The sequence below is a fragment of the Microbulbifer mixtoriginis (SeqCode) genome, from assembly GCF_052466865.1.
The window spans coordinates 4,858,287-4,881,318 of the sequence record NZ_CP174293.1; the positions used below are offsets into that span (position 1 = coordinate 4,858,287).

A 23,032-nucleotide genomic window follows, 5' to 3' on the forward strand; every position below is an offset into this window, starting at 1 on the left:
TACAGAGATATAAATATGTGGAAGCCACTTGCGATATCAGCCCTGATCAGCCTGGGTGGAGCCAGCCAAGTTATGGCACTTGAGTCCATTCATATCGATACTGACAACTGTGAGTCCACCCTGGATTACACCGTAAAAGTGGGGTCCGATTTTTTCGAAATACACGAGGATAGCGATAAGCAGCAATTGGTGTCTTTCCACTCACCTGCACAGCTAATAGTAAATGGAGACATGATCACCCTGGATGATCAACAACAAGAGCTGTTACAGGAATATCGCCAAAAACTGCATGCAGCCGGCCGTGATACCTTACTAGTCACTTTAGAGGCCGTAGATATCGCTATGGATGGCTTATCTATTGCTATTAGCGCCCTGGCCGGGCCAGATCATCCTGAAAATCAGGAGCTTAAGCAGTTCTCTGCAGATTTAATCCAGCGCACCGAAGACCGTCTCAATCGCGAGGGAGAAATCTACTATCTCGGCGATACTGAGATTGGTAACTTTATCGACGAGACGATTTCTGAAGAATTTGAGCCCCGCATCGAACGCTTGGCCAAGGATGCCGCAGGAACTATTGCCTGGCACGCACTCAAAGCAGCCTTCACTGGCGGTCAGAGTATTGAAGAGCGTGTTACCGAGGAAGCGGAAGAACTACTGGAACAACGCGCTGAGCAAATTGAACACACTGCGGAGCAGCTATGTGCTTCCCTGCAATCCATCGACCGACTGGAATCAAAAATTCACCTGACAGTGCCCGCATTGGGTGATTACGACTTGGTTAAAATAAAATAATTCTACCTCTTTTATCCCCCCAAACCTGGCCGCTATGCGGCCCTTTTTTATCTAAGGAAAACTCCCTCGATTTGCTATAAAAAGCAAAGACCATCCTCATCTAATGAGGAAGCACTTGAAAATATTCTGTAGGTAAATCCAACTTGAACATCCCATTAAAATTATTTTTTATGCAATAACCAGTCAACACTCAACAGTAAAAATATAAAAGTACTATTAAGCCAGTAAAATTTTTAAGCAATTATGAATTGAGAGCTTGAACTCCACCATATATTGGCTTCCCCCGCCCTCAAATCATATTAACTTTTACTCTTCACTAATTTGAATTAGTACTTACATCCAAATAAGCAGGCAAGCCTTCCTGACCAGCATGGTCTACCGCAATGATTTTATATCGATAAGTAGCATCCTGCTCCACATCAGAATCCCTATAGGATAATTGACGCGTTTTATCTATAAGTTCCTCTCCACGAAAGATATTATAATGATGCACACCACCATTCCTGATGGTTTCATTCCAGGACAAATTTACCTGCCAATCAGAGACCGTATATTTGAACCCCGTAACTTGAGCGGGTGGAGGATGGTTACCATAATTACAGGGTACTATATCCCTACCTAAGCCATCGGTACATTGATCAATATTCTTATTTTTCTTCTCAGAAGCATTCCAGTTTTTGGCTATTCCTCCGGTACACATATTGTCTACACAGAAAGGAAGGTCATAATTAAGACACGTCCTGCAAGTTTTAAATCCATATCCATCAGTGAAAGGAATATCACCTTTATTCAACGAAGGAAAGTAATTACAGACCAGCACATGTGCGCCATCGTTGTAGGCAGGATTATTAGAACCAACAATACTATCGCATTCCGCTACAGCACAGCCTACATAGCGGGTTTCTCCATGGCATACCTGAGCCCAATGTCCGCATGTTTCATCATGACAAAATTTCATATCCCAATCATAAGAATTACTTTCAGCGTACCAGGATTCAACTGAACCAGCCCATGTTTCAGCGCTATATTGCGATGCCGGCGGATTAAAAATATTGATTGAAACATTCTCTCCAATTTCAATATTACCTGCAGGCAACACAAAGGAAACTTCATCTTTAACTTTATCGAAAGATTGCCTAATTCCCTCCGCTTCATTGAAGTGTCCAAAATAACACGCAGAAGCTCTCTCCTTCGCCATCTTGGCCAAAGCCTCATCCCAGAAAAGTGTCTGCATATTACCGGAACTCTCTGGGCCGTTACCCTCTCCAGCTTCTCCCATAGCACACCTTTGGCGATACTCATTGTGGGTATCCAGCATTACGCGCTTTTGTTCCAAAGAGAGCTCAAAGGATCCATTGCCATTAGGGTCAACAGTAACAACAGAAAAATTAACAGATTTTTCAGCACCATCAGTTAATGTGAAAGTGACGGTATCTGTGACCGCATCCCCTGAACTGAGACTCTGCGCTGTGTCATTCAAGGTATATTTCCAGTCACCGACGTCGGTAATACTAAAATCACCATAATTCCCAGCAATGCTACTCTCAACAAATCCTGGGGTATTGCTGTCGACATCTATGATTTTCAGAGTACCCTTGGCTTCTTCACTGCTCCCCACGAGTAAAGTAGCAAGAGGGGATTCAGGGCTAAAAGTGTAAGCATCATCCGCACCTGTCACCTGAATAGTAATTAATGTGATGTCATCACCTATTCCAACACCAACCATAAATTCATCAATTACCAATTCATCAGCGCTCAAGGGGTCAGCCAGGCCCGCATCCAGGGTATAGCTCCAGGTACCATCAAGAGAAACATCAAGCAGACCGTATTTTCCCCATTCGTTAAGCCTTCCAAAAGTTTGCTCGGCATCAACGCTATCAATCAACTTGCCAGAGGTAGACGTCTCATTATCCTCGCTAACGCTACCTTCACCGCCACTAATAGTATCGGGGCTAGGGTCGGGATCGGGATCGGGATCAGGATCAGGATCAGGATCAGGATCGGGATCGGGATCGGGATCAGAGGTCCCACTGCCATTATTATCAATAATCCCAGGATTATTATCTTTCTCACTATCAGAGCTGCCTCCGCCCCCCCCACAGGCAACCAGAAATGCGGATAAAGAAATAGCTGTGATCAGCTTAAATAGCTCACTCATATCAGTCTCGGTGAATATAGTTGTGCTTGGTATAAATCCCGGCGGATTATATTAATGATGGCCCTCTATTCTGTGAAATCTATTAGATATTATTGTTTCAATATTGGCTTAACTTTGTTTCCAATTAACGAACAATAGAAAAAGATAAATCACATGAACGAGAAAAAAGAACGCTGCTTAATAGAGATCCCACCCACACATCTTACTCATCAAATGCACACCTTTAAAAAAATATAAATAGATAGAAAACTTTTAGCTTTTAATTAAACCCTTCAACTTATAAACTCATTTGGTATACAGATATCATATAAATTTCAAAGAGCTTTCACTTTCAAAAAGAAAACAAAAACGATACATGCTCACATTATAAAGAGAGCTTAGACCTCATAAAAAATTGGCACTTATTTACCTTTAACTTACTTAACCTAAGGCAAGCACTTTCTCAATTTATTCAGGGAGCATATCCAGACAACCAGAAGGCCTCTCTTATCCAGCATGGTCTACAGCAATTATTCTATAGCGACAGTTTGTATTATTTCGCTTCTAAATCACTGTAACTTAGACGGCGAGTTCTGCCAGGAAATCCTCATCACGAAATATCTTATAGTGATGCACACCACCATTCTTGATATATTAAATCCAGGGTAAATTATCTTGTTGTCAGCTAAACTATATTTAAATTCAGTCACTTGTAGTGATGGTCGCCAAGGGTTATAAACAATCCAAGGCACAATACCTCCATCCAAACCATCGCCATAATGATCTACAAAATTATTTTTTTCTGAAACATTCCAATCTTTGGCTCTCCCCCTGTACACATATTGTCAACGCAAGAGCAAACAGCATAATTCTGGCAGATTCTAAAATCTTCACAGCTTAAACCATTAACTAATGAAATACGGTGTCTTTTATCTACCAAGGAAAAATAATTACACACCACAATATGTGCGCCATTGTTATAGGTAGGATTACTAGAAACAACAATATTATCGCATTCCGCCACAGTACAGCCCGCATAGCGGATTCCCCCATGACAAAGCGGTGCCTAATAACCACGCGTCTCCGCATGACAAAATTCACTATCCCAAACATATCCATAGCTTTCATAGCACCAATACTTTACTGAGCCAATCCAAGTCTTGGGCCATATTGCGATGGGGGAAAATTAATAGGATTAACTGAAGAACTTTCTCCAATTCCAACATTGCCAGCATCTAGTACAAATATATTTCACCTTTAACTTTTTATTTATTCTTATCAAAAACTGAACTTCAGCAGGCAAACAATCCAAGTGGATATTTAATCTACCATTAAAATAAATATAAATTCCAGGTAGGCACCCACTAAATTTTTTGTTGTTTTTCACTTTAGCAAAAATCACTACAACCCTTTGATAAATTTAATTGCATCATCGGCACTGGTTTTTGCATTTTCAACATGAACCATATGCCCAATATTTTCATACGCTATCAATTGACTGCCAGATATTTTACCTGAAAAATAGCGACCCACCTCCAAGGGAATAATGTGGTCATCCGCACCCCAAATAAACAGAGTGGGAGTCTTGATATTTTCAAGACCGTTAAGTGGTTGAAAATTTACAGTGGCATTAGCCACCAAATTAAGAACTGTTCCCCGGTTTTTTTTATAACGGGAGAGGAGGTAGATACGTTCCACCATTTTTTCAGGCAGCGCCGCTGGGTTGTAGAAAAACCGTGCTTTTAACATTCTTCTAAGCAACCCACGGCTACCCAGATGAGAGACAAAGCGTCGCCCCCAGTGACTAAGTATAAATCGTGCCATAGCCGGAGGCATTTCCAACCCCTTGCCACATTGGTAACCACCCGGTGCAATCAAGATGGCAGCCTCTGCAGCATCGGGATGTTCAATCAAGTATCGCAATACTGCGTTGCCTCCAAAGGAATGGCCAACCAACACAAACTTTTCTAAGCCCATTGCCTCAATGAAGCGCCCAATAAAATCCGCCAGGTGTTTGGGGGTATAGGTGCCCCCCGGCAAGGGATCTGTGAGCCCATGGCCAGGGAGATCCACCAATATCAGGTGGTAATCCCTAGCCAAAACTTTTGCCCACTCTCCCCACCCCCCTAAGGAATCACCACCACCGTGAAAGCACAACAGCAACGGACGCCCCTCCCTACCAACTTCCCGATAATTCACCGAGAAACCATCGGCAAAAGCCAACTGGTTGTAGGAAAAATTGGACAATTCATTACGGTTCAGATTTGGGCTAAAAAAAGCGATCCCCAGTAACCAGACAAAAATCAGTAAAAGTATTAAAACAATCCAGAATGTCATACTCACGACAGGGTCTCCCTGGCCCGTGCTGCTTGTCTATAAAAACGGTGTGATCTGATAAAGGATCAATTCATCGAAGTGAAAGTCAGTCCTTTAAGACTGGTCGAAGCAACAGCCACATAAAAGTGCATCAATAAAATCATAAATAGGCCGCCGGCCAGGGTAAGCCAAAACCGGTTATAGCCCAGACGACGCATAGACAGAAACCAGGCGCCAAGATTTAATAACTGCAATACTGCAGATAAGCCAGCCAGCAGTGCCGCTTCGGTATAGGCCAACCAATTGAGATTAAATGCAAGAGAGGGAGCCTGAATAATCACCGCTGCGGCCCCCAGCAAGGCTGCAGCCAAGCCAACATTGCGCACCGAATCGAAGGTGATTTCCAGTGCTCTAGGGTAATCGCTCATCTGCTCCATGCGCCAATGTTCTCAGTTCAACCCACTTTAAAATTCATGGGCCAACCAGAAGGATAGACTGCATTCAGCAGTGGAGTTCTGAATCCTCTAGGGGAAACTAGCACAACGCTTAGTCAGTATTGCCACCGCACAGAGTGGCAACGCCCAAAAGTTGATCTCTCCAAGCGGGAATTAGAATCACTTGGCCTCAAGCACCTGTTCCATTGCTCGGCGAATAGAATCCAGTGACAAAGCAATATCCTCTGCCGAAGTTGCCCAGGACGAGACGCTGAGACGTAGCGCCACTCTACCCTGCCACACAGTAGTACCAAACCAGCACACACCCTCCTCCTGCACTATACGCACAATCTGTTGCAAAGCGGATTCGTCATTGATACTGGCCACTACCTGATTCAGCACTACCTCATTGAGAATTTCAAAGCCTAATTTGGCCAGTCCATCAGCAAACTGACGGGCAAATCCACAGCACCGCTCCACCAGAGCGGCCACCCCCTCGCTGCCCATCTCCTGAATTGCCGCCCAGACTTCAACACCTCGGGCACGGCGGGAAAATTCGGGAACCATATCCTTCGGTGGCACCTGAACCCCAGCCTGTAAATATGGCGCCTGAGTAGTCATAACACGATGTACCATCTGGGCTTCACTACAGATAGCAACACCACAATCGTAGGGTGTATTTAGCCATTTGTGCCCATCCACCGCCCAGGAGTCGGCTAACGCCACTCCCGCAGTCAGGTGCCGCTGCTTGGGTGATGCCGCCGCCCACAAGCCAAAGGCGCCATCTACATGTACCCAGGCCCCGGCCGCCCTGGCCATCGGGATAATTTCTTTAAAGGGGTCGAAATGACCAGAGTTCACGTTACCTGCCTGCAAGCACACGATGGTGGTTTCATCCAGCTCGGGAAAAGTGTCCACCCGCACACGGCCCTGATTGTCACAAGGAGCCTTCACCAATTGATCCTTGCCAATACCGAGAATCGAAAGGGCTTTATGCACTGTGACATGTGATTCTGCAGAGACGACAATCCTCAGCGGTGGGGCTCCGGCGAGCCCCGTTCTCGCCAAATCAATATCCATTCTCTCATATTGACGGTTGCGCGCTGCAGCCAAACACACCATGTTTGCCATAGAGGAACCAGTGGTAAATCCAACACTACTTTCTTCTGGCAACGCTAATAATTGCAGCAGCCACTGGGCGGCTATTCGCTCCAAGTAAATGGCCGATGGTGCCGATGATTCGAGTACCGCTACCTGGTCCCAGGCCGCATTCAAAATAGAGGCCCCCATTGCCGCAGGTGTGGAACCTCCAACCACCAAACCAAAAAAGCGACCACCGGTACTCGCCACAGTGGCGGGGGAGGCGTAATGATGGAGATCTGCAATCACTTGCTGAGCATCCTGTCCCTTGTTAGGCAGGGAGGAGTTTAATCTTTCCAACTCAGCCAACTCCAAAGATGATGGGCTGACTCTTTGTTCTCGAATACCAGAAATATACTCCTCAGCACACCGCGCTGCCTCAGATAGAGCTTTCAACGATTCTAAATTACTGGTGACTTTATTGTTTCCCATCTATCCACCTCATACTTCCTTTTATCAAATTTCTTCAACATTCTTAGGCGACAATGGAAATTTCGCAACAAAAATTAAAAATATCGATCAGATATAAACCGTTGAAAGAACTTCAACGCATATCTAATCAAAGTAGGCATTCTATAAATAATTTCTCGAAATAAAATCCCAGGTTTGCTTACAAAGTAACTGATGCCCAGCCGGGTTAGCATGGAGACCATCCTCAGAAAGCAGTGGAATAATCTCAAGTGCGCACCATAAACTTTCAAAATCCAGCACAGGGACTCCCTCATTAAAGGCAACTTCTCTCACCACCTGACTATAAAGCTGTGCATCTTTACGAAAGAAATAACTATCACTGTCACGATAAGGCGTTGTTCTCTGCTCATCGAAAGGAATACCCGTCATTACAAAGCTGGGGGCAATCGAATTAGATGCTTGCAGTAGCTCTAACATCGCTTGACGAAAAAAATCTAGAGTTACCGTATTCTGTGCTTCTGCCCCACCAATGCGACAAATATCATTAAAACCGGGGTAAAGCCCTATTAAATGTGGCCTTCTCACAGAAAGTTCCAATGATACCCGCTGAGTAAGCGATACAACATTTTCACCAAATATTCCCAGGGCGTAGACTAGGTTTTTGGGATTCAAAGGTTCGAAGCGGAAACGAATCCTTTGCACGAAACCGCCCAACTCGGTATCACCTCGACCATAGATAGAACTGGAACCAATAAAAGCGATTTTTTTGGGTACTCTTCTATTCACAGGAATAACCTATAAGGTAAATTAACTTATATATTCGCTAGAGGTCATCACCAATAAAAAATAGAGCTCCAACAATATATGAAACAAGGTCTTAAAGAGCCGCCATTCAAAATAGCATTAAATTTATAATTTAACAGGCGGTTAATATACCCTCTTACCGCCTGCACCAAGATTCAACAATCAAATGATATTCGATAGTTATGCAGGAATTTCTTAAGCCCAAGGCTCGAGAAATCGATCACACGAGAATCCACCCTCCTTCGTGCCCATTTTTTTCGAAATGCATCCTCTAATATCCATTGACCCAGGGTGCCAGCCAGATGATTGCGCCTCTCACTCCAGTCTAGACAAGACTTGCATAATGGACGCCGAGTATTTTTCAATCCACCAATATCAACACCTAGATTACGGAAAAATTTCTTGCCGTTTTCAGTCAATTTCGTACTCTGAAATTCTTCGATGATGACACTTTCTGCCACTAGAGAGTCGTATAGGGCTACGCCGAGACTTCCTGCCAGGTGATCGTAACAAATTCGAGCTTTCCTAACATCGGGGTCTTTAGGACCAGTATCAATACTTCCTTGCATCGGAGTACTACCGATATTAAGTAGTTTCTCTAGTAACTCTGCTACCTCATAATCGCGCAATTGAAAATACTTATGACGCCCTTGTTTACGCACCACCAGTAAACCCCCTTCGGTGAGTTTGGATAAATGCGTACTCGCTGTCTGAGCACTGATATCAGCTTCACAGGCCAACTCAGTTGCCGTCAGAGCTTTGCCACCCATCAGTGCCATTAGCATTTTCGAGCGAGTCTTATCACCAATCAAACCCGCCACCAGAGATATATCAGGCTCCATAGACACACCAGATAGTTCGTTGTAGATCGAAGCATAAAAAAATTAGTGTCATAGAATGCAATGAATTCCAAACAGAGGCAAAACCTATGACGATCACCTGTTTTATCGAGTATCGTATTAATCCCTATCAGCTCGATAAATTTAGACAGTATGCGGAGAACTGGGGCAAAATTATCCCTGAATGTGGAGGAGAGCTAATAGGCTATTTTCTACCCTATGAAGGCACCAATAACCGTGCATTTGGCCTGATTAGTTTCGATAGTCTGGCGAGCTATGAGAAATATAGAATACGACTGAAATCATCGGAAGGTGGCCATGACAATTTTCTATTTGCTCAAAATCAACAATTTATCCTGGAGGAAAAGCGCTCATTCCTTACAGCAGTTCCATCTACTTATATACGCTTGAGGGGAGGATAAACTGGTGATCGCGGTAATTTTTGAAGTTAAACCTAAAAATGACAGCAAAGAAGTCTACTTTTCCAAGGCCCGGGAACTGAGAAAGTATCTCAAAAATATAAATGGATTTATCTCGGTGGAGAGATTCCAGAGCCTCAACTACCCAGACAACTTTCTCTCACTTTCTTTTTGGCGGGACGAGCAAGCCGTACAATCCTGGAAGCGCCAGAACCAACATCGGGAAGCTCAGAAATTGGGTAGAGTCAGTTTCTTTGATCACTACCGGATACGGATTGCCACAGTAATAAAGGATTACGATATTCATCGAGCCGATGATCAGTAATTGGCTCTTTTCTTCCAAATTCAACCACTATCCTCAATGGGAGAGCATACTCTCCCATTGAGGGGGGTTTTAAAATATCAAATGCGCACAGTCCAGAAGAGACGAATAACATTCGCAGAGAAACTATAGGCAGGTTCACTTCCCGGAGTAATAGCCGTACTATCAGCATGCACCGTAACATCGAGGAAATCCTCGTAGTCAAATAGAATATGATCCCAGTAGAAACTGATGTTATTCTTTCGATTGAATAAAGACCAACGCTGCGGTAGCTCATAGGAAACCCCCAAACCAAAGGCCAAGGTGGTAAAGTTACTCATCTCCTTATCTCGCGCGCGAAAATTAGTGGCGTTCAGATAGGGAAATAAGTCGCTATAAAAATCGGCACTGGTTTGTTGGTAATAGCGTATCTTACCTTCAAAAATCCATTCATCACGCTCTTTCAGTGGGTGGGTGTAACGGAACTCGACATTATCCGCCGTTATTCCCCAGCTATCCGCATAGCGGCGATATTCCCCTTTTAATGATGCACGGTAAGGCAGCCGATATTTAGCCCGGATAGAAACGGCATCACTGTTGCGTGTTCTTGGGTAGAGTTCAGGCTGGTAACTAAACCCAGTACCAGAAGCTGGGTCCAAGTAGCGTACACTGCGGTAAGGGTTATTGAGAAATCCCTCGTCGGAGACCGTCTCAACGCCCACTTCAGCAATCAACTTTTGTGAAAGTATCTGGTTCCAACTGAGAGCATAGCGACGATGTTCTGCTTCATCAGCAAAATTTTCATCACCGTTTCGATATACATCATCGCTACCATAGCTAATACGAAGATCAATAGTACTTAGGTCGCCAAAGAATCCCTGGCTGATACCAAAAGCAACTGTTTCTGCTTCATAATCATTCTCCGAGCTATTGGTATAACCAACACTAATTGTTGTTTTATCTACCAAGTAGTCTGCACCGAGGGAATATTGATCTCGTTGCTCAGAATATTCACTCGCGGTTGCCTCCACATCAATAGAGGCCCCAGAAATCATATCCACATAGTAATTAGCAGAAAAGGAAACATTGTTGCCGATATTCTTTCGAATTAACACTGAAGGGCCATCAATGGTTACCCCTCCACCACTATAGGCATGATACAGATTATCAGCTCGCTCCTCAGGTAACACGGCAGCAAAAGCGTAAGTAGGCAAAAATAACCCTACTGTAAAGAAATAACGTAACAACTTAGTTACAACCACATCCGCCTCCACTACCACCTTCGGCTCCCCTGGCCGCTTCGCGGGCTTCATAAACATGGTTCATATAGCTGGCGGCAACTGGATCTCTCTCAAAACCCATAATCGGGTCCGCCAGATATTGACGCTCATAAGGAGCCACCCAGGGCGTTACTGTGCAGCCACTGAATAGCGATACCGCCAACAGCGGCAACAAGTAGCGCAACATTCTATTACTCCCGGATTAATTCCTTAATGATTTTCTTATAAGCTGCCTCATCGCCATCGCGATAGCCTTTATGGATATGGCGAACATTGCCATCTCTGTCGATAAAAACAGTACTCGGCATAGCATCAATACCGTACATTTTGCTCACCTCACTGGTGCTATCGAATAAGATGGGGAAGTCCACCGGTATTTTTCCCAGTAATTTCTCTGCATCAGATCGATGTGCATCTACGTTTACGCCCCAAACCTGGAATCCAGCGGCGGAATAACGCTCGTGCAACTGATCTAGTAAAGGCATTTCCTGACGGCATGGCCCACACCAAGATGCCCAGAAATTCAGCATAATTACTTCACCGCGCTGCTCCGCCAGGCGCAGGTTGGCGCCTTGGTTAGAAGCCAGCGTAAAATCTCGGGAGGGTTCTGCGGCACTAATACCTATCGACGATATTAGTAATATAAAAGCAGCAACGAGTCGTAACATATTAAAAATCCTTATTAACTATTCTTTTAAAAAAACTAGAAAAATACAGTAAAACCTAATTGGGTAGACAAATTATGAGTGGATTGTGCCTCACCAAATAATTCATGTTCAAATACGTGATCACGTACATCGAAGCGTAATGCCAACCAATCATTAGCCAACAAGCGCACTCCAGCACCAAAGTTGTAGGTAAAATGCTCTTCATCTGCAAAAGAGGTATTGCCGGCACCGCTCACCAGATAAAAATCCGTATTGAATGCCCAATCATCTGAAATGAAGTACTCTCCTTGAAAAATATTCCAACCCAAAGAGAAATTGTAATAGCTAAGTTCCCTTTGCTCATCGGTCAACAGAGGAGCAGCACCACTTAAACGCTCAAAGCTGGATTCACCCAACTCAGTTTGCGCATAGGTGCCTTCCATAAAGATATCTTCAGTAATATGGTAGGAAACAGAGGTGCCATAGAGGGCATTAGATCCAAAGTCTTCTACATTGATAACTCCGGCAAAGATGCCCAATTCAATATTTTCACTGTCGATCAGTGCATCACGTACCTCTCGACGCTCCAAGTCTGAAACGACAATATCTGCAATAACGTCTTCACCTTGCTGGGCGACACAGGCCTGAGCACTGAACAGCGCGGATAGGGTTGCAGTGCCTACAGATATACGTCGAAACCAAGTTTCCACTCGACTATCTCCTGATTATTTTCCCGCGAGGTGAGCAGGTAGTGGTTTGTGTATTCCGCTTTTATGGCAAAGCGGCGCGATAGATACGTTTTTATGCCTATGCCTGCCAGCATTACTGTGTCCTGACGATCTTCCGTAGCAATAATGGTTGCGTTAGGTGATGTGATATTTAGACCAGCACCAAGTAGAAAATAGGGGGATAATCGCCAACGCGGGAACGGCTGATGCAGTATTGCCATTTGATAAACCTGGCTATCTGAAAATTCACCAACAGCCTGAGTAGCACGCAATTCGGTAGCTAAATTAGAGGTAAATTGGTAACCGATTCTTGTCGCCAAGGAATTAGCTCCGGCAAAATCGCCATAGGATAAGCCCAGATAAAAGAAACCCGCCTGCACATTTCTAAAATCGGGAAGGGAAACCCGCACCAGCTCACCCTCCTCACCATAAATGTCTTGCAAATCCGCAACTCGTACCCAGCCAGTCTTATTGTGCGCAGCCAATACCTTTACCCAATCAGTACGACGTTTAAGCAGCCAAATTTTTTCACCATATTCAGCCACATGAAAAATCGGATAACCGCGGCCAGGACCTCGATACATATTGATAAATGCATTACCAACGGTAACTTGCTCTGCGTCATCCGGTATCTTGCTGACCAAATTAATCGCAGTTGGAATTACCGCTTCTGATTTTTCCTCTACCGTGAGAAATTCCTCAGAGATATCTCCCGAAGATTCACCGACTTTCAGACTCTCGTTCGCCTGTGTTACGCCAACTTCCTCTGCAAATACAAAGGAAGAAAGGAAGTTGGCTCCGAACAGCAGGAAAATAAAAAGATATTTCTTTAAAATAGACATGGATCAGTCAGCCGGTGCCGCAAAAGGATCGTTATAGTACTGAGCGCCGATATCCAGCCACTCTGCAATTAAACGTAGTTCGGCCGGATTTAAGAGTCCCGTATGCGCACCACCGGTCGAAAAGATAGGAAAAAAAGCACTTTCTGCCGCAGTTTCAGCCATGACAGAAGAAGTAGTTACAACGATCATCACCGGTATAGGATTTCCATTGACATCGAGAATCAAGTTACCATCTTCATCAGTTTCAAATACCGGGTTGCCCTGGTTATCCGTCTCCTGCCTCAGCCGTGGAGTTAAAATTCCACCGACAAGATCCAATATCGGGCTATCAACTAGTAGTTCAGCATAGGAGGTAAACCAAGCATCGTTCACAGAAGACGCGCTTGCGGTCAGATCCAGCTGCGCGGCGGGAACTCGTGTAGCACCAGCGGCATCTACTGGTGAATGACAGGCAGTACAGGTGTTATCACTAATTACCGTACCGGTATTATCTACAACTTGACGTGGCAGATCCCAGATTGGCTGAATATGCTGCTCGTAATGAATAGCACTGCGGCAACTGCTCCCCCAATTATCCAGGCAGGCTAATGGAGCGGGGATTTCAGTCAATAAATCAGCGTAAGCCAGAGAAATATCAGTGTCTTTAACGCGAACTGCTGGATCGGTCCAGACATCAGAAAAGTGTATATCCCCTTTTAATCCAGCTTCTCCAACAATCCGAGCCAATAACTGCGCCATGGTTTCACCCATTTCCGCCAGTAATGCAGGCTCGGTATTTACAAATGGCGCCGCTGAAGTAGGAGCCCCACTCCAGGCAGATTCCAGCTCCATATCAACGCGACCATGAGCCACTTCACTCTCACTGGTATGGCAGCCCACACAGCTGCGTACCTCACCGGGTCGTAACTGTAACCAGTTATTGTGTTGTTCAAAAATTCTCTTACCCTCGGCATCTATCACTGAAATTGCAAAGGGAGTATCGGCAGGTATTTTGACCCGTACCGAACCATCCGGTTGAATAGGCGTATAGCCCAGGATTTCACGCATACCCTGACTGCGATTGCGACCAAAAGCCGAACCGTCAAAGTCCAGGGTGTCGTCATCTGGGATCGCTACAGCTTTTACAATACGGAGAAAACGTGCGGGACGCTCATCGGCAGTAGTCATAGCAGGATCAGCGAGAGTTTCTATTCCCGCTATATCCTCACCATCAAAATCGTAGACGCTACGGATATCCAAAATACCCACAGATTCCTGCACTAGATCGCCATCTACGTCTATTCCAGGAATTGGGTCGGGAATATAAGCCGGCTCCGTGCGGGGCTCCAGTGTCACCCCCTCGGAAATCATTTCACCCTCTTCCGCGACGATAATAGGTAGTTGAGTACCTGCCACGTAGTCATAAATCCACAGGCCGTAAAGAGGATCAGCTAATACCGGTTCCTCTTCTTCCCCTAAGGTTTCTGGGCAGGGTCGTAGCAGTTCCGTCTCTTCCTCCACAATGCGGCATTCACTCCAAGATACCAACAACCTGCTGGTACCATCGTAGAAAGGCCAAGCTGTGGAGAATGTGCCATGGGGAGAGAGGGTTCCATCAGTTGTGACCTCAGCAAAGGCGATAGAGGCCTGACCAACCAGATCCCCCTCACCGCCGGCTTCACTATAGGCTTCGCTGTAATTGATTCCATCAATAGCCACCAGATCGCCGCCATAACTTACTCCCGAAGGCGAACGTAGGTTAACCAGTAAACGGCCATCAGGCATTTCACGCGGCCTGGAGAAACTGGCTAGTGAATTTTCAGTGCCGGTCTCTTGGCTGTGATAACCATAATGAAAAGATAAGTCACTACCATCCGGTTTAATGGTATATAGGCTTAAGCGGTCTACACCGGCGGCATTATCCCAACGATTAAACAGGATACGTCCATTATTCAGTACTGTGGGATTGAGATCGTGGCTCTGATTGAAAGAGATCTGACGAATATCACTGCCATCCGCCTCCATCACATGCAAAACAAAAGCGGGCTCATCCTGATCATCTGTCAGGGCAGAAAACTGTGGCTTATTATCATCCAATAACAAAGCGCGGGCACGACGCTGGCGACTAGAGGAAAATACAATACGCCCATCAGGCAAAAATGCCGGGGCAACATCCTGCCCTTCCTCCGCAATCAGATCGGACTGTATGACTCTTTTCAGCTCTTTGGTTTCAAGATCATATAACCAAATATTCCAGGTAGGCTGTTCATCGTCATCAACATTTTCTAATTCTGGTGCGCGCATGGCAAATACCAAACGCTGTCCATCTGCGGAGGTATTGAGATCTTTAACATCGTAATCACCGGTAAAAATTTCTGCGGTAATTACTGTCTCTGCAGCACTTGCTGTAGCACGATCTTTCAGAATCAGTTCAGCACCAGGGAAAAAATCCTGGGGCTGGTATTGGTTATCTTGCTCTAGGGCTCCTTCATCATCCTTATTAAGCTGGCGACGCACGAAGGCAATAGGGTAATCCACCACTACAGGATCTTCCGCCTGCTCCCCACTACTAGAGGAACCGCCACCACCACTACAAGCAGCCACCAACAGTAGTAGTGGCACTGCACGCAAAGATTTCATTATTTTTTCTACCCAGCATAGGCACCAGCAACATGCCGGTAATATTTGCAGAAGGCCCTTCATTATTTCTGTGTGCGGTTTTTACCGCCGAGGGTAATTCTCGCAAGTTGCGCACAAAAAGTTTGCCAACTGGGACGCAAATATTAAAAGTCATTCTGACAGTCCTGAAATTCGCTTTTAGTATGCCTTGACATACCCCACTGACCCCATCGACAAAATAAACCAATGAAAAATAATTCGTCTCGAGCGCGTGTGATCCAGCTCACAGTGGTAGGCGCAATAATCGGGGCCGGCCTTTGGAGTGCCCCAGCCCTTGCGGCCCCTCAGGATCAGGCTTTGCAAATTCACAGCCGTATCACCGGCACAATTCCCTCTGAAAGTGTATTGCTGGATATGGCCGAGGACATCGCCAATGGCGATCCTGCCAGTGCTGCCTATACGGCAATGCAACACGATGACTTTTACAATGTGACCCTGAAAAACCTGGCCACACCTTGGACTAACGAGGAACAGGATGTGTTTGCGCCGTTAAATGATTACAGCGCAACCGTTATTGGTATGGTCCGGGACGATATGGATTTTCGCCAATTACTGTCAGCAAATATTCTGTATACCGGAAATGTCTCCGGGCTGCCAAGTTACAGTACCAGCAACAATAATCACTACGAAGCTCTGGAAGCTGGTGGTTATTCCCTGAAAGAAAATCTCACCAGACAAAGTCAGTCTTCCCTTAATGGGCTTCCGGCCGATGCTACTGCCGGTGTGATTACCAGTCGTGCCGCAGCAAAGGCCTTTTTTAGTGCTGGCACCAACCGCGCCATGTTCCGTTTTACCATGCTCAACCATATGTGCCGGGATATGGAGCAGGTGCAAGACAGCACACGTTCACCGGATCGAATTCGCCAGGATGTCAGTCGCAGTCCAGGGGGGGATAGCCGGGTATTTCAAAACAACTGCGTCAGCTGTCACAGCGGTATGGACCCTATGGCCCAAGCCTTCGCCTATTACGATTATGTCTACGATGCAGACAATGACCCAGAGGGCAACAACGGGGCACTCGACTATAACGATGCAGGAGATACAGATCCGGAAACCGGCAGTCGCGTGAAAGCTAAAAACCACATTAATGCGGCAAACTTTCCCCACGGATACCAGCTTCCCGACGATCGCTGGGACAACTATTGGCGTGAGGGCCCCAACCTGCATCTTGGATGGAATAGTGCCCTATCCGGTAGCGGTAATGGGGCAAAGTCTCTCGGTGAGGAGTTGGCCAACAGTCGTGCTTTCGCCAGCTGCCAAGTCACTAAAGTATTTCGCCAGGTGTGTTTGCGTGATCCTGAAGATGCCAATGATCGTGCACGTATAGAAGCCATCACTAACAACTTCAGCAGCTCCGGTTACAAACTGAAGCAGGTATACGCCGATACTGCGGTTTATTGCGCGGGAGATTAATAACAATGAAAATTTTTAAGAACCTGCAAATATCTACCCTTTTATGTACAGCAGCATTCCTTGCCGCCTGTAGTGGCGGCAGTGGCAAAGATACAGAAGAGCAGCCAAATACGAACCAATCCAATAACGGCACCAGCTATTCAGGCCCAGCACCGGAAACTGAAGATGTCAAACAGTACAAGCGCTATATCTGGGATAACCTGGCCGAACAGAATCGCTGTGGTAGTTGCCACGTAGAGGGCGCGCAGAGCCCCCATTTCGTACGCGGTGACGATATTAATGCAGCTTACGATGAAGGTCGTGAACTGGTAAACCTAAGCCTCCCGGAAGAGTCACGCCTGGTAACCAAGGTGGGCGGCGGGCACAACTGTTGGCTCTCCAGCGACGATGCCTGCGCTGAAATTATTACCAATTATATTGAAGAATGGGCTCGAGCCAGCGGCGGTCTCAGTAATACAGTCACACTAACTGCCCCAATTGAACGCGATGTGGGCGCGAGCAAGAGCTTCCCTGTCTCCAGTAGTAACTTCGGCACTACCGTTTACCCAGTATTGCGTAACTACTGTGCCAGTTGCCACAGCGAAGATGCCGCGCTCACACAAAAACCCTACTTTGCTAGCTCTGATGTGGATCTCGCCTACGAGGCGGCGAAAAGCAAAATGAACCTGGATACCCCTGCGGATTCACGCTTCTCTGTACGCCTGGGTAGTGAATTTCACAATTGCTGGGATAACTGCTCTAGCAACGCAGCGGAAATGACGGCGGCTATCCAAGCCTTTGCCGACAGCATTGCCCCTACTGAAGTCAATCCGAATTGGATCCTTAGTAAGGCTCTGCTTCTCACCGATGGTATTGTCGCCAGCAGTGGTGGCCGTATAGAAAATAATGCAATCGCCCTATATGAATTTAAAACCGGTAGTGGCACTACGGCTTATGACACTTCCGGGGTAAATCCAGCCATTGATTTGGCTCTTTCAGGCGATGTGGAGTGGATTGAGTCCTGGGGTTTGCAGCTTAAAGGTGGTAAAGCCCAGGGCGCTACGGCAACCAGCCGTAAGTTATACGAAACTCTCACTGCCACCGGCGAATACTCTATTGAGGTTTGGGCTGCACCAGCCAATGTCACCCAGGAAGGTCCCGCACGTTTGGTTACCTATTCCGGCGGTGACGATATTCGCAACCTCACCCTAGGGCAGGCGCAGTACAGCTACATATTCCAGAACCGCAGTGACAGTACCGATGCGGATGGAATGCCAGCTCTGATGACTGATGATGCAGACCAGCTGGTACAGGCGAGTTTGCAGCACGTGGTCGCGACCTTTGACCCGATCAACGGCCGTAAACTCTTTGTAAACGGCGCAGATACTGGGGAAATGGACCCCAGCGAAGCGGGGCTTTTGAGCACTTGGGACGACACCTTTGCCCTAGCGGTTGGTAGTGAAGTAAGTAACGGAAATAGCTGGCAGGGTTCTATCCGCATGCTGGCGATTCACTCTCGCGCACTCTCTGCCGATGATGTTGCCACCAACTATGAAGTAGGTGTCGGAGAAAAATACTTCCTGCTGTTTAAAGTTGAAGAACACACCGGCATTGCCGAAAGCTACGTAATGTTTACCGTTCAGCAGTTCGACAACTATGCCTACCTGTTCAGTGAACCTACCTTTATCAGCCTGGATGAAAGTGTCGATCCGAAAGGTATCGCTATCGAAGGCATGCGTATCGGTATTAATGGTCGCGAAGCGGAAGTGGGCCAGTCTTGGGCTAAATTATCCGCCGAAATCGATGATAGTTATGTGCCCCTGCAAGGCCAGCAGCTGTCGAGGCTTGGCACTATCATTACCCTCGATAAAGGCCCCCTGGAAGATGAATTTTTCCTTACTTTCGAGCGTATCGGCAACGCTAGCTTTACTCGTGTAGAGCCCACACCTGCCGCACCACCGGAGCCAGCAGACCTGGAGGCCCAACCGCGTATTGGCCTGCGCCGCTTCGAGCAGATTAACGCCAGCCTCTCTCGCGCCACCGGCATTTCCAGCGCCCACCCGGATGTGATGGAAACCTGGGAAGCCGTGAAGCGCCAGCTACCTGTCTCCAGTGATATCAGCGGATTCCTGGCGGCACAACAAATGGGTATCACCCAGCTTGCCGTGAAATACTGCAGCACCCTGGTGGATTCCAATGCGCGCGGAAGTTATTTCCCAGGTTTTGATTTTAATGCTCCTGCCAATACAGCTTTTGACAGCGCTAGTAAACGAGCACTGGTGATTGATCCATTAATGGAAAGCCTATTGGGCCACGAAATGAACTGGCATGACGGCAGCCACTCGCAGCTGTCTAGTGCACCAGACCTGGGCACCGTAGAAGCAGAATTAAACAGCCTGATCAACACCATGACTGCCTGTGGCAATGGTTGTGAAGCAGATCGCACCGAGACCACGGTCAAAGCCGTATGCGCCGCCGCCATGGGCAGCGCTATGATCCTGATTCACTGATTAAAAAAACGGGCTGCCGCCCAGGTACGGTTTTAAACACCGTACCTGGGAAGATTAATCACAGCCTAGACAAGATTGTCGAAAGAAAATTTTCAACAATCTGCTAAAAATTTAAAAAATAATTTACCGGCACATCGGATAAAAAATCCGCAAAAAACTATGAGCAAGAAAAAATATTTTGAGCTGGACCAGCCCCTACGCCACCCGGATCACCACCGCCCGGTAACCCGTCGTGATTTTCTCGCCCAGGGCTTCCGCGCGGGTATGGCGACAGTATTAGGTGGCTCTGTATTCAGTATGTTTGCCAACCCACATAATGCCCACGCAGCTCTGTCTGCCGACCTGGAAGACCTGCGCAAGAGTAACGGCGGCCCCTGTGATGTTAGCGCTTTTGGCGCCGGTAAAATCCCATTTATCTGTTTCGACCTCGCCGGTGGAGCCAATATCGCTGGCTCCAATGTATTGGTAGGTAAACAGGGTGGTCAGATGGATTTTCTCGGTACGGCCGGCTACAACAAACAGGGGCTGCCGGGCGATATGATCCCCTCAGCCGGAGAAGGATTTGTTAACACCGACCTGGGCCTTGCTTTCCATAGCGACAGCGGCATGTTGCGCGGTATCTTGGAAAAAGTGAGCTCCGGCACTGCTACCGCTACCAACGGTGCGGTGATCCCGGCACGCTCGGAAAACGATACCGGCAACAATCCTCACAACCCCATGTACGGAATCAACAAGGCCGGGGCCAATGGTTCCCTACTGGCCCTGATCGGCTCTCGCTCCAGTGATTCCGGTGGTAACTCCATGGCTCCGTCGGCAATGATCAACCCTGAAGTTCGCCCAACCAAAGTGGACAGGCCTTCTGATGTTACCGGCCTCGTAGATGTGGGCGACCTGGTGGGCCTGCTCAGCCAGGAAGACACGGTTGCAGTGATGGAATCCATGTACCGTATTTCTGATGCCAAGCTGGGTAAGGTAAACACTCGCGTGGGAGCCGATGCGATTATCAAGGATATGGTGCGCTGCGGTTATATGAAGAGCGCCGACCTGGCGGATCGCTTCGGTAATCCCGCCGATCTAAACCCCGAAGCCGACCCGGATATTGTCGGTCCCTCCGGTATTTTTACCAGTGCTGAACTGAGTGGGGATGGAGAATTCCGCAAAACCGCTTCAACGATGAAACTAGTGGTGAATGGCTATGCCGGTGCCGGCACTATCACCATGGGCGGCTACGACTACCATACCGGCGACCGCGCCACCGGCGAGATGCGCGACCTGCGTGCCGGTCGCTGTATTGGCGCCTGCCTGGAGTATGCTGCACGTCGTAACCAGCCACTGATGATTTATGTCTTCAGCGATGGTTCGGTTTTCTCCAACGGAATGATCGACGACTCTGTCGAAGGTCGTGGCAAGGGTGTATGGACCGGAGACAATCAGCAAACCGCTGCTTCTTTCTTCCTGGTATACAACCCTGCCGGGCGTCCGCAATTACTCGGTGGCAGCGTCGACGAGCAGGCAAGGCATCAGCAGCTGGGTTATATGCGTTCCTCCGGGGACGTGGAAACGTCTTCAAGTCCCGCCGCCAACAACGTTAATCTACTGGTAGAAACGGTAGTCATGAATTACCTGGCTTTACATGGTGAACAAGATAACTTTGAAAAAATCTTTCCCAACCACGGTCTCGGTAGCGTTACCCTCAGGGACAGCATGACCGCTTTTGCCCCCATAAGATAATGTGATACCGAGATGTTGCGTTTTATTCGATCTCTTCTGTTAGGTGGTGCCGCCCTCTGTGCGGCACCAGTATTGGCCGAATGGCATTATGCCGAGCGTGCAATCATGGGCACTGAAGTCCATCTTCAGCTCTGGCACGAGAATGCCAGTGAGGCTGAATACCTGATCGAAAAGGTAATGGCAGAATTCCATCGCTTAGATAACCAGTTGTCACCCTACAAGCCAGAAAGCGAGCTATCCCTCGTTAATCGGGAGGCAGGCAAAACCGCAGTCAATATTTCCGATGAGCTGCTTTCTCTGGTGGATAAGTCTCTCTGGTTCAGCCACCTGACCGGTGGAGCCTTTGATATCAGCTACGCTACTCTCGGCAAACACTATGATTTCCGCAACAGAAAACAGGCAGACTCCGCCCTTACTGACTCTCTAATTGAGGCGCTGAACTACCGTCACTTACATTTGAATAAAAAGTCCAAGACCCTGCGGTTTGGTCACAGCGAAACAAAAATTGACCTGGGTGGAATTGCCAAGGGGTATGCTGTGGATAAAGCCATTCAGATTCTCGAACAGGCTGAAATCTGCTGTGCCAGTGTCAGCGCCGGTGGCGATGCACGTATGCTAGGCGATAAACGCGGTGAACCTTGGCTGGTAGGCATTCGTCACCCGCGAGAAAAAAGCAAAAGTGCCGCAGTAATCCCCCTGAGCGACATTGCCATTTCAACTTCCGGTGACTACGAGCGCTTTTTTATTGATGAACAGCAAGAGCGTGTACATCATATTTTCAATCCAAATACCGGAAAGCCCGCAGACACAGCTGTTGGAGACAGCGATAAATTAATCAGTGTCAGTATTATCGGCCCAAGGGGTTTTGATACCGATCCACTTTCCACCAGTGTATTTGTGCTGGGTAAGAAAAAAGGACTGGCACTCATTGATCGCCTGCCCCAATTTGAAGCAGTGGTTATCGACAGTAACAAACGTCTGTTCTTCAGTAAGGGACTGGCAAATCCACAATAATCGTTACAACGTCGTAAAAAATTTGCCAACGGGATCACACCAGATAGCTGCGCCCCTGACATAATTTGCGCCCATTACACAATAAAGCCAAAAGCAAGCGAAAGGCCTTCCATGGGACGCGTTCTCCAGTTGTTTATTTTCTCACTCGCCCTCTTCACAGGCGCAGCGTCTCAGGCTCAGCAAGAGTCTTTTTCTGCTGAAAAGCTGGAAAATCTAAAGCGTGATGTTATTAAGTTAAACCGGGATTTGTTAATCCTGGAAGAGGACCTGCTCTACCCGGCACAAAGCCAAGTGGCTTTTTATGTTTCTGTGGATGTCGGTCACTATTTTCAGTTGGACGCTGTTAAATTACATATCGACAATAAACTCACAGCTAGCCACCTGTATACCGATCATCAGCGCAGTGCTCTTGTACGCGGTGGTATCCAACCCCTACACAAAGGCAACCTGAAATCTGGTAACTACACCATTTCCGCTTTCTTTACCGGTCTTGGACCAGAGGGACGCGAATATAAGCGGGGCGCGACTCTAGAGTTGGAAAAGACCGATGAGCCCGTTGTTATCGAATTGCGCATCTCAGATAAAACCGGCAAACAACAGCCGGACTTTGAACTCATTCAATGGCCCACGCCCTGAT

General features: G+C 47.1%; 20 protein-coding genes. 8 read left to right on the top strand and 12 right to left on the bottom strand.

The window, feature by feature from the left end; translation table 11 throughout:
• Positions 1-15 precede the first annotated feature (15 nt).
• Positions 16-792 (top strand): DUF2884 family protein, encoded by a 777-nt coding sequence (locus ACJJJA_RS21640; RefSeq protein ID WP_444903350.1) that lies wholly within the window; start codon positions 16-18, stop codon positions 790-792.
• Positions 793-1,108: 316 nt separating this feature from the next.
• Here ACJJJA_RS21640 and ACJJJA_RS21645 read toward each other — a convergent pair whose 3' ends face one another.
• From ACJJJA_RS21645 to ACJJJA_RS21670, 6 genes are all read right to left on the bottom strand, one after another.
• The gene (locus ACJJJA_RS21645) at positions 1,109-2,950 is read right to left on the bottom strand and encodes a VCBS domain-containing protein (protein WP_444903351.1); all 1,842 of its coding nucleotides are present in this window, start codon (positions 2,948-2,950) and stop codon (positions 1,109-1,111) included.
• A gap of 1,380 nt (positions 2,951-4,330) precedes the next feature.
• The gene (locus ACJJJA_RS21650) at positions 4,331-5,266 is read right to left on the bottom strand and encodes an alpha/beta fold hydrolase (RefSeq protein ID WP_444905270.1); all 936 of its coding nucleotides are present in this window, start codon (positions 5,264-5,266) and stop codon (positions 4,331-4,333) included.
• Between the two features lie 65 nt (positions 5,267-5,331).
• A complete protein-coding gene (locus tag ACJJJA_RS21655; RefSeq protein ID WP_252083666.1) occupies positions 5,332-5,673 on the bottom strand; it encodes a hypothetical protein in 342 nt (113 codons plus the stop codon).
• A gap of 186 nt (positions 5,674-5,859) precedes the next feature.
• On the bottom strand, positions 5,860-7,251 hold the full coding sequence (locus ACJJJA_RS21660; protein ID WP_444903352.1) for a pyridoxal phosphate-dependent decarboxylase family protein: 1,392 nt from the start codon (positions 7,249-7,251) through the stop codon (positions 5,860-5,862).
• 141 nt (positions 7,252-7,392) lie between these two features.
• Positions 7,393-8,016: a GDSL-type esterase/lipase family protein gene (locus tag ACJJJA_RS21665; RefSeq protein WP_444903353.1), complete on the bottom strand. Its 624-nt coding sequence runs from the start codon at positions 8,014-8,016 to the stop codon at positions 7,393-7,395.
• A 173-nt stretch (positions 8,017-8,189) separates the two neighbouring features.
• A complete protein-coding gene (locus ACJJJA_RS21670) occupies positions 8,190-8,876 on the bottom strand; it encodes an ArsR/SmtB family transcription factor (protein WP_252083669.1) in 687 nt (228 codons plus the stop codon).
• Between the two features lie 86 nt (positions 8,877-8,962).
• Here ACJJJA_RS21670 and ACJJJA_RS21675 point away from each other — a divergent pair, with 86 nt between their 5' ends.
• Both ACJJJA_RS21675 and ACJJJA_RS21680 read left to right on the top strand, forming a co-directional pair.
• On the top strand, positions 8,963-9,295 hold the full coding sequence (locus ACJJJA_RS21675; protein ID WP_444887444.1) for an NIPSNAP family protein: 333 nt from the start codon (positions 8,963-8,965) through the stop codon (positions 9,293-9,295).
• A 4-nt stretch (positions 9,296-9,299) separates the two neighbouring features.
• Positions 9,300-9,617 (top strand): antibiotic biosynthesis monooxygenase family protein, encoded by a 318-nt coding sequence (locus tag ACJJJA_RS21680; protein WP_444903354.1) that lies wholly within the window; start codon positions 9,300-9,302, stop codon positions 9,615-9,617.
• A gap of 77 nt (positions 9,618-9,694) precedes the next feature.
• On the opposite strand, the gene ACJJJA_RS21685 is transcribed toward ACJJJA_RS21680, so the two are convergent.
• The 6 genes from ACJJJA_RS21685 to ACJJJA_RS21710 are packed head-to-tail and all read right to left on the bottom strand — an operon-like array spanning position 9,695 to position 15,709.
• A complete protein-coding gene (locus tag ACJJJA_RS21685) occupies positions 9,695-10,855 on the bottom strand; it encodes a DUF3570 domain-containing protein (protein ID WP_444903355.1) in 1,161 nt (386 codons plus the stop codon).
• Positions 10,842-11,060 carry a DUF4266 domain-containing protein gene (locus tag ACJJJA_RS21690; RefSeq protein ID WP_020414172.1) on the bottom strand — a complete coding sequence of 73 codons (219 nt, stop codon included), beginning with the start codon at positions 11,058-11,060 and terminating at the stop codon, positions 10,842-10,844. Before ACJJJA_RS21690 ends, ACJJJA_RS21685 begins: the two co-directional genes overlap by 14 nt.
• 4 nt (positions 11,061-11,064) lie before the next feature.
• Positions 11,065-11,541 (bottom strand): TlpA family protein disulfide reductase, encoded by a 477-nt coding sequence (locus ACJJJA_RS21695; RefSeq protein WP_444883052.1) that lies wholly within the window; start codon positions 11,539-11,541, stop codon positions 11,065-11,067.
• Between the two features lie 35 nt (positions 11,542-11,576).
• Positions 11,577-12,230: an outer membrane beta-barrel domain-containing protein gene (locus ACJJJA_RS21700; protein WP_252083674.1), complete on the bottom strand. Its 654-nt coding sequence runs from the start codon at positions 12,228-12,230 to the stop codon at positions 11,577-11,579.
• The gene (locus ACJJJA_RS21705) at positions 12,200-13,090 is read right to left on the bottom strand and encodes an SH3 domain-containing protein (protein WP_444883053.1); all 891 of its coding nucleotides are present in this window, start codon (positions 13,088-13,090) and stop codon (positions 12,200-12,202) included. The genes ACJJJA_RS21700 and ACJJJA_RS21705 overlap by 31 nt, the downstream gene beginning before the upstream one ends.
• Positions 13,091-13,093: 3 nt before the next feature.
• Positions 13,094-15,709, bottom strand: coding sequence for an HzsA-related protein (locus ACJJJA_RS21710; RefSeq protein WP_444903356.1), 2,616 nt, complete (start codon positions 15,707-15,709; stop codon positions 13,094-13,096).
• Between the two features lie 225 nt (positions 15,710-15,934).
• Between ACJJJA_RS21710 and ACJJJA_RS21715 the strand changes: the two genes are divergently transcribed.
• From ACJJJA_RS21715 to ACJJJA_RS21735, 5 genes are all read left to right on the top strand, one after another.
• Entirely contained in the window at positions 15,935-17,161 is a 1,227-nt protein-coding gene (locus ACJJJA_RS21715) for a hypothetical protein (RefSeq protein WP_444903357.1), read from the top strand.
• A gap of 5 nt (positions 17,162-17,166) precedes the next feature.
• Complete coding sequence (locus tag ACJJJA_RS21720; RefSeq protein WP_444903358.1) at positions 17,167-19,650, top strand: LamG domain-containing protein; 2,484 nt, start codon at positions 17,167-17,169, stop codon at positions 19,648-19,650.
• 159 nt (positions 19,651-19,809) lie between these two features.
• Positions 19,810-21,381 carry a hypothetical protein gene (locus ACJJJA_RS21725; RefSeq protein ID WP_444903359.1) on the top strand — a complete coding sequence of 524 codons (1,572 nt, stop codon included), beginning with the start codon at positions 19,810-19,812 and terminating at the stop codon, positions 21,379-21,381.
• Positions 21,382-21,393: 12 nt separating this feature from the next.
• Positions 21,394-22,395, top strand: coding sequence for an FAD:protein FMN transferase (locus ACJJJA_RS21730; protein WP_444903360.1), 1,002 nt, complete (start codon positions 21,394-21,396; stop codon positions 22,393-22,395).
• A 111-nt stretch (positions 22,396-22,506) separates the two neighbouring features.
• Entirely contained in the window at positions 22,507-23,031 is a 525-nt protein-coding gene (locus ACJJJA_RS21735; protein ID WP_444899595.1) for an AraC family transcriptional regulator, read from the top strand.
• Position 23,032: the final 1 nt, after the last annotated feature.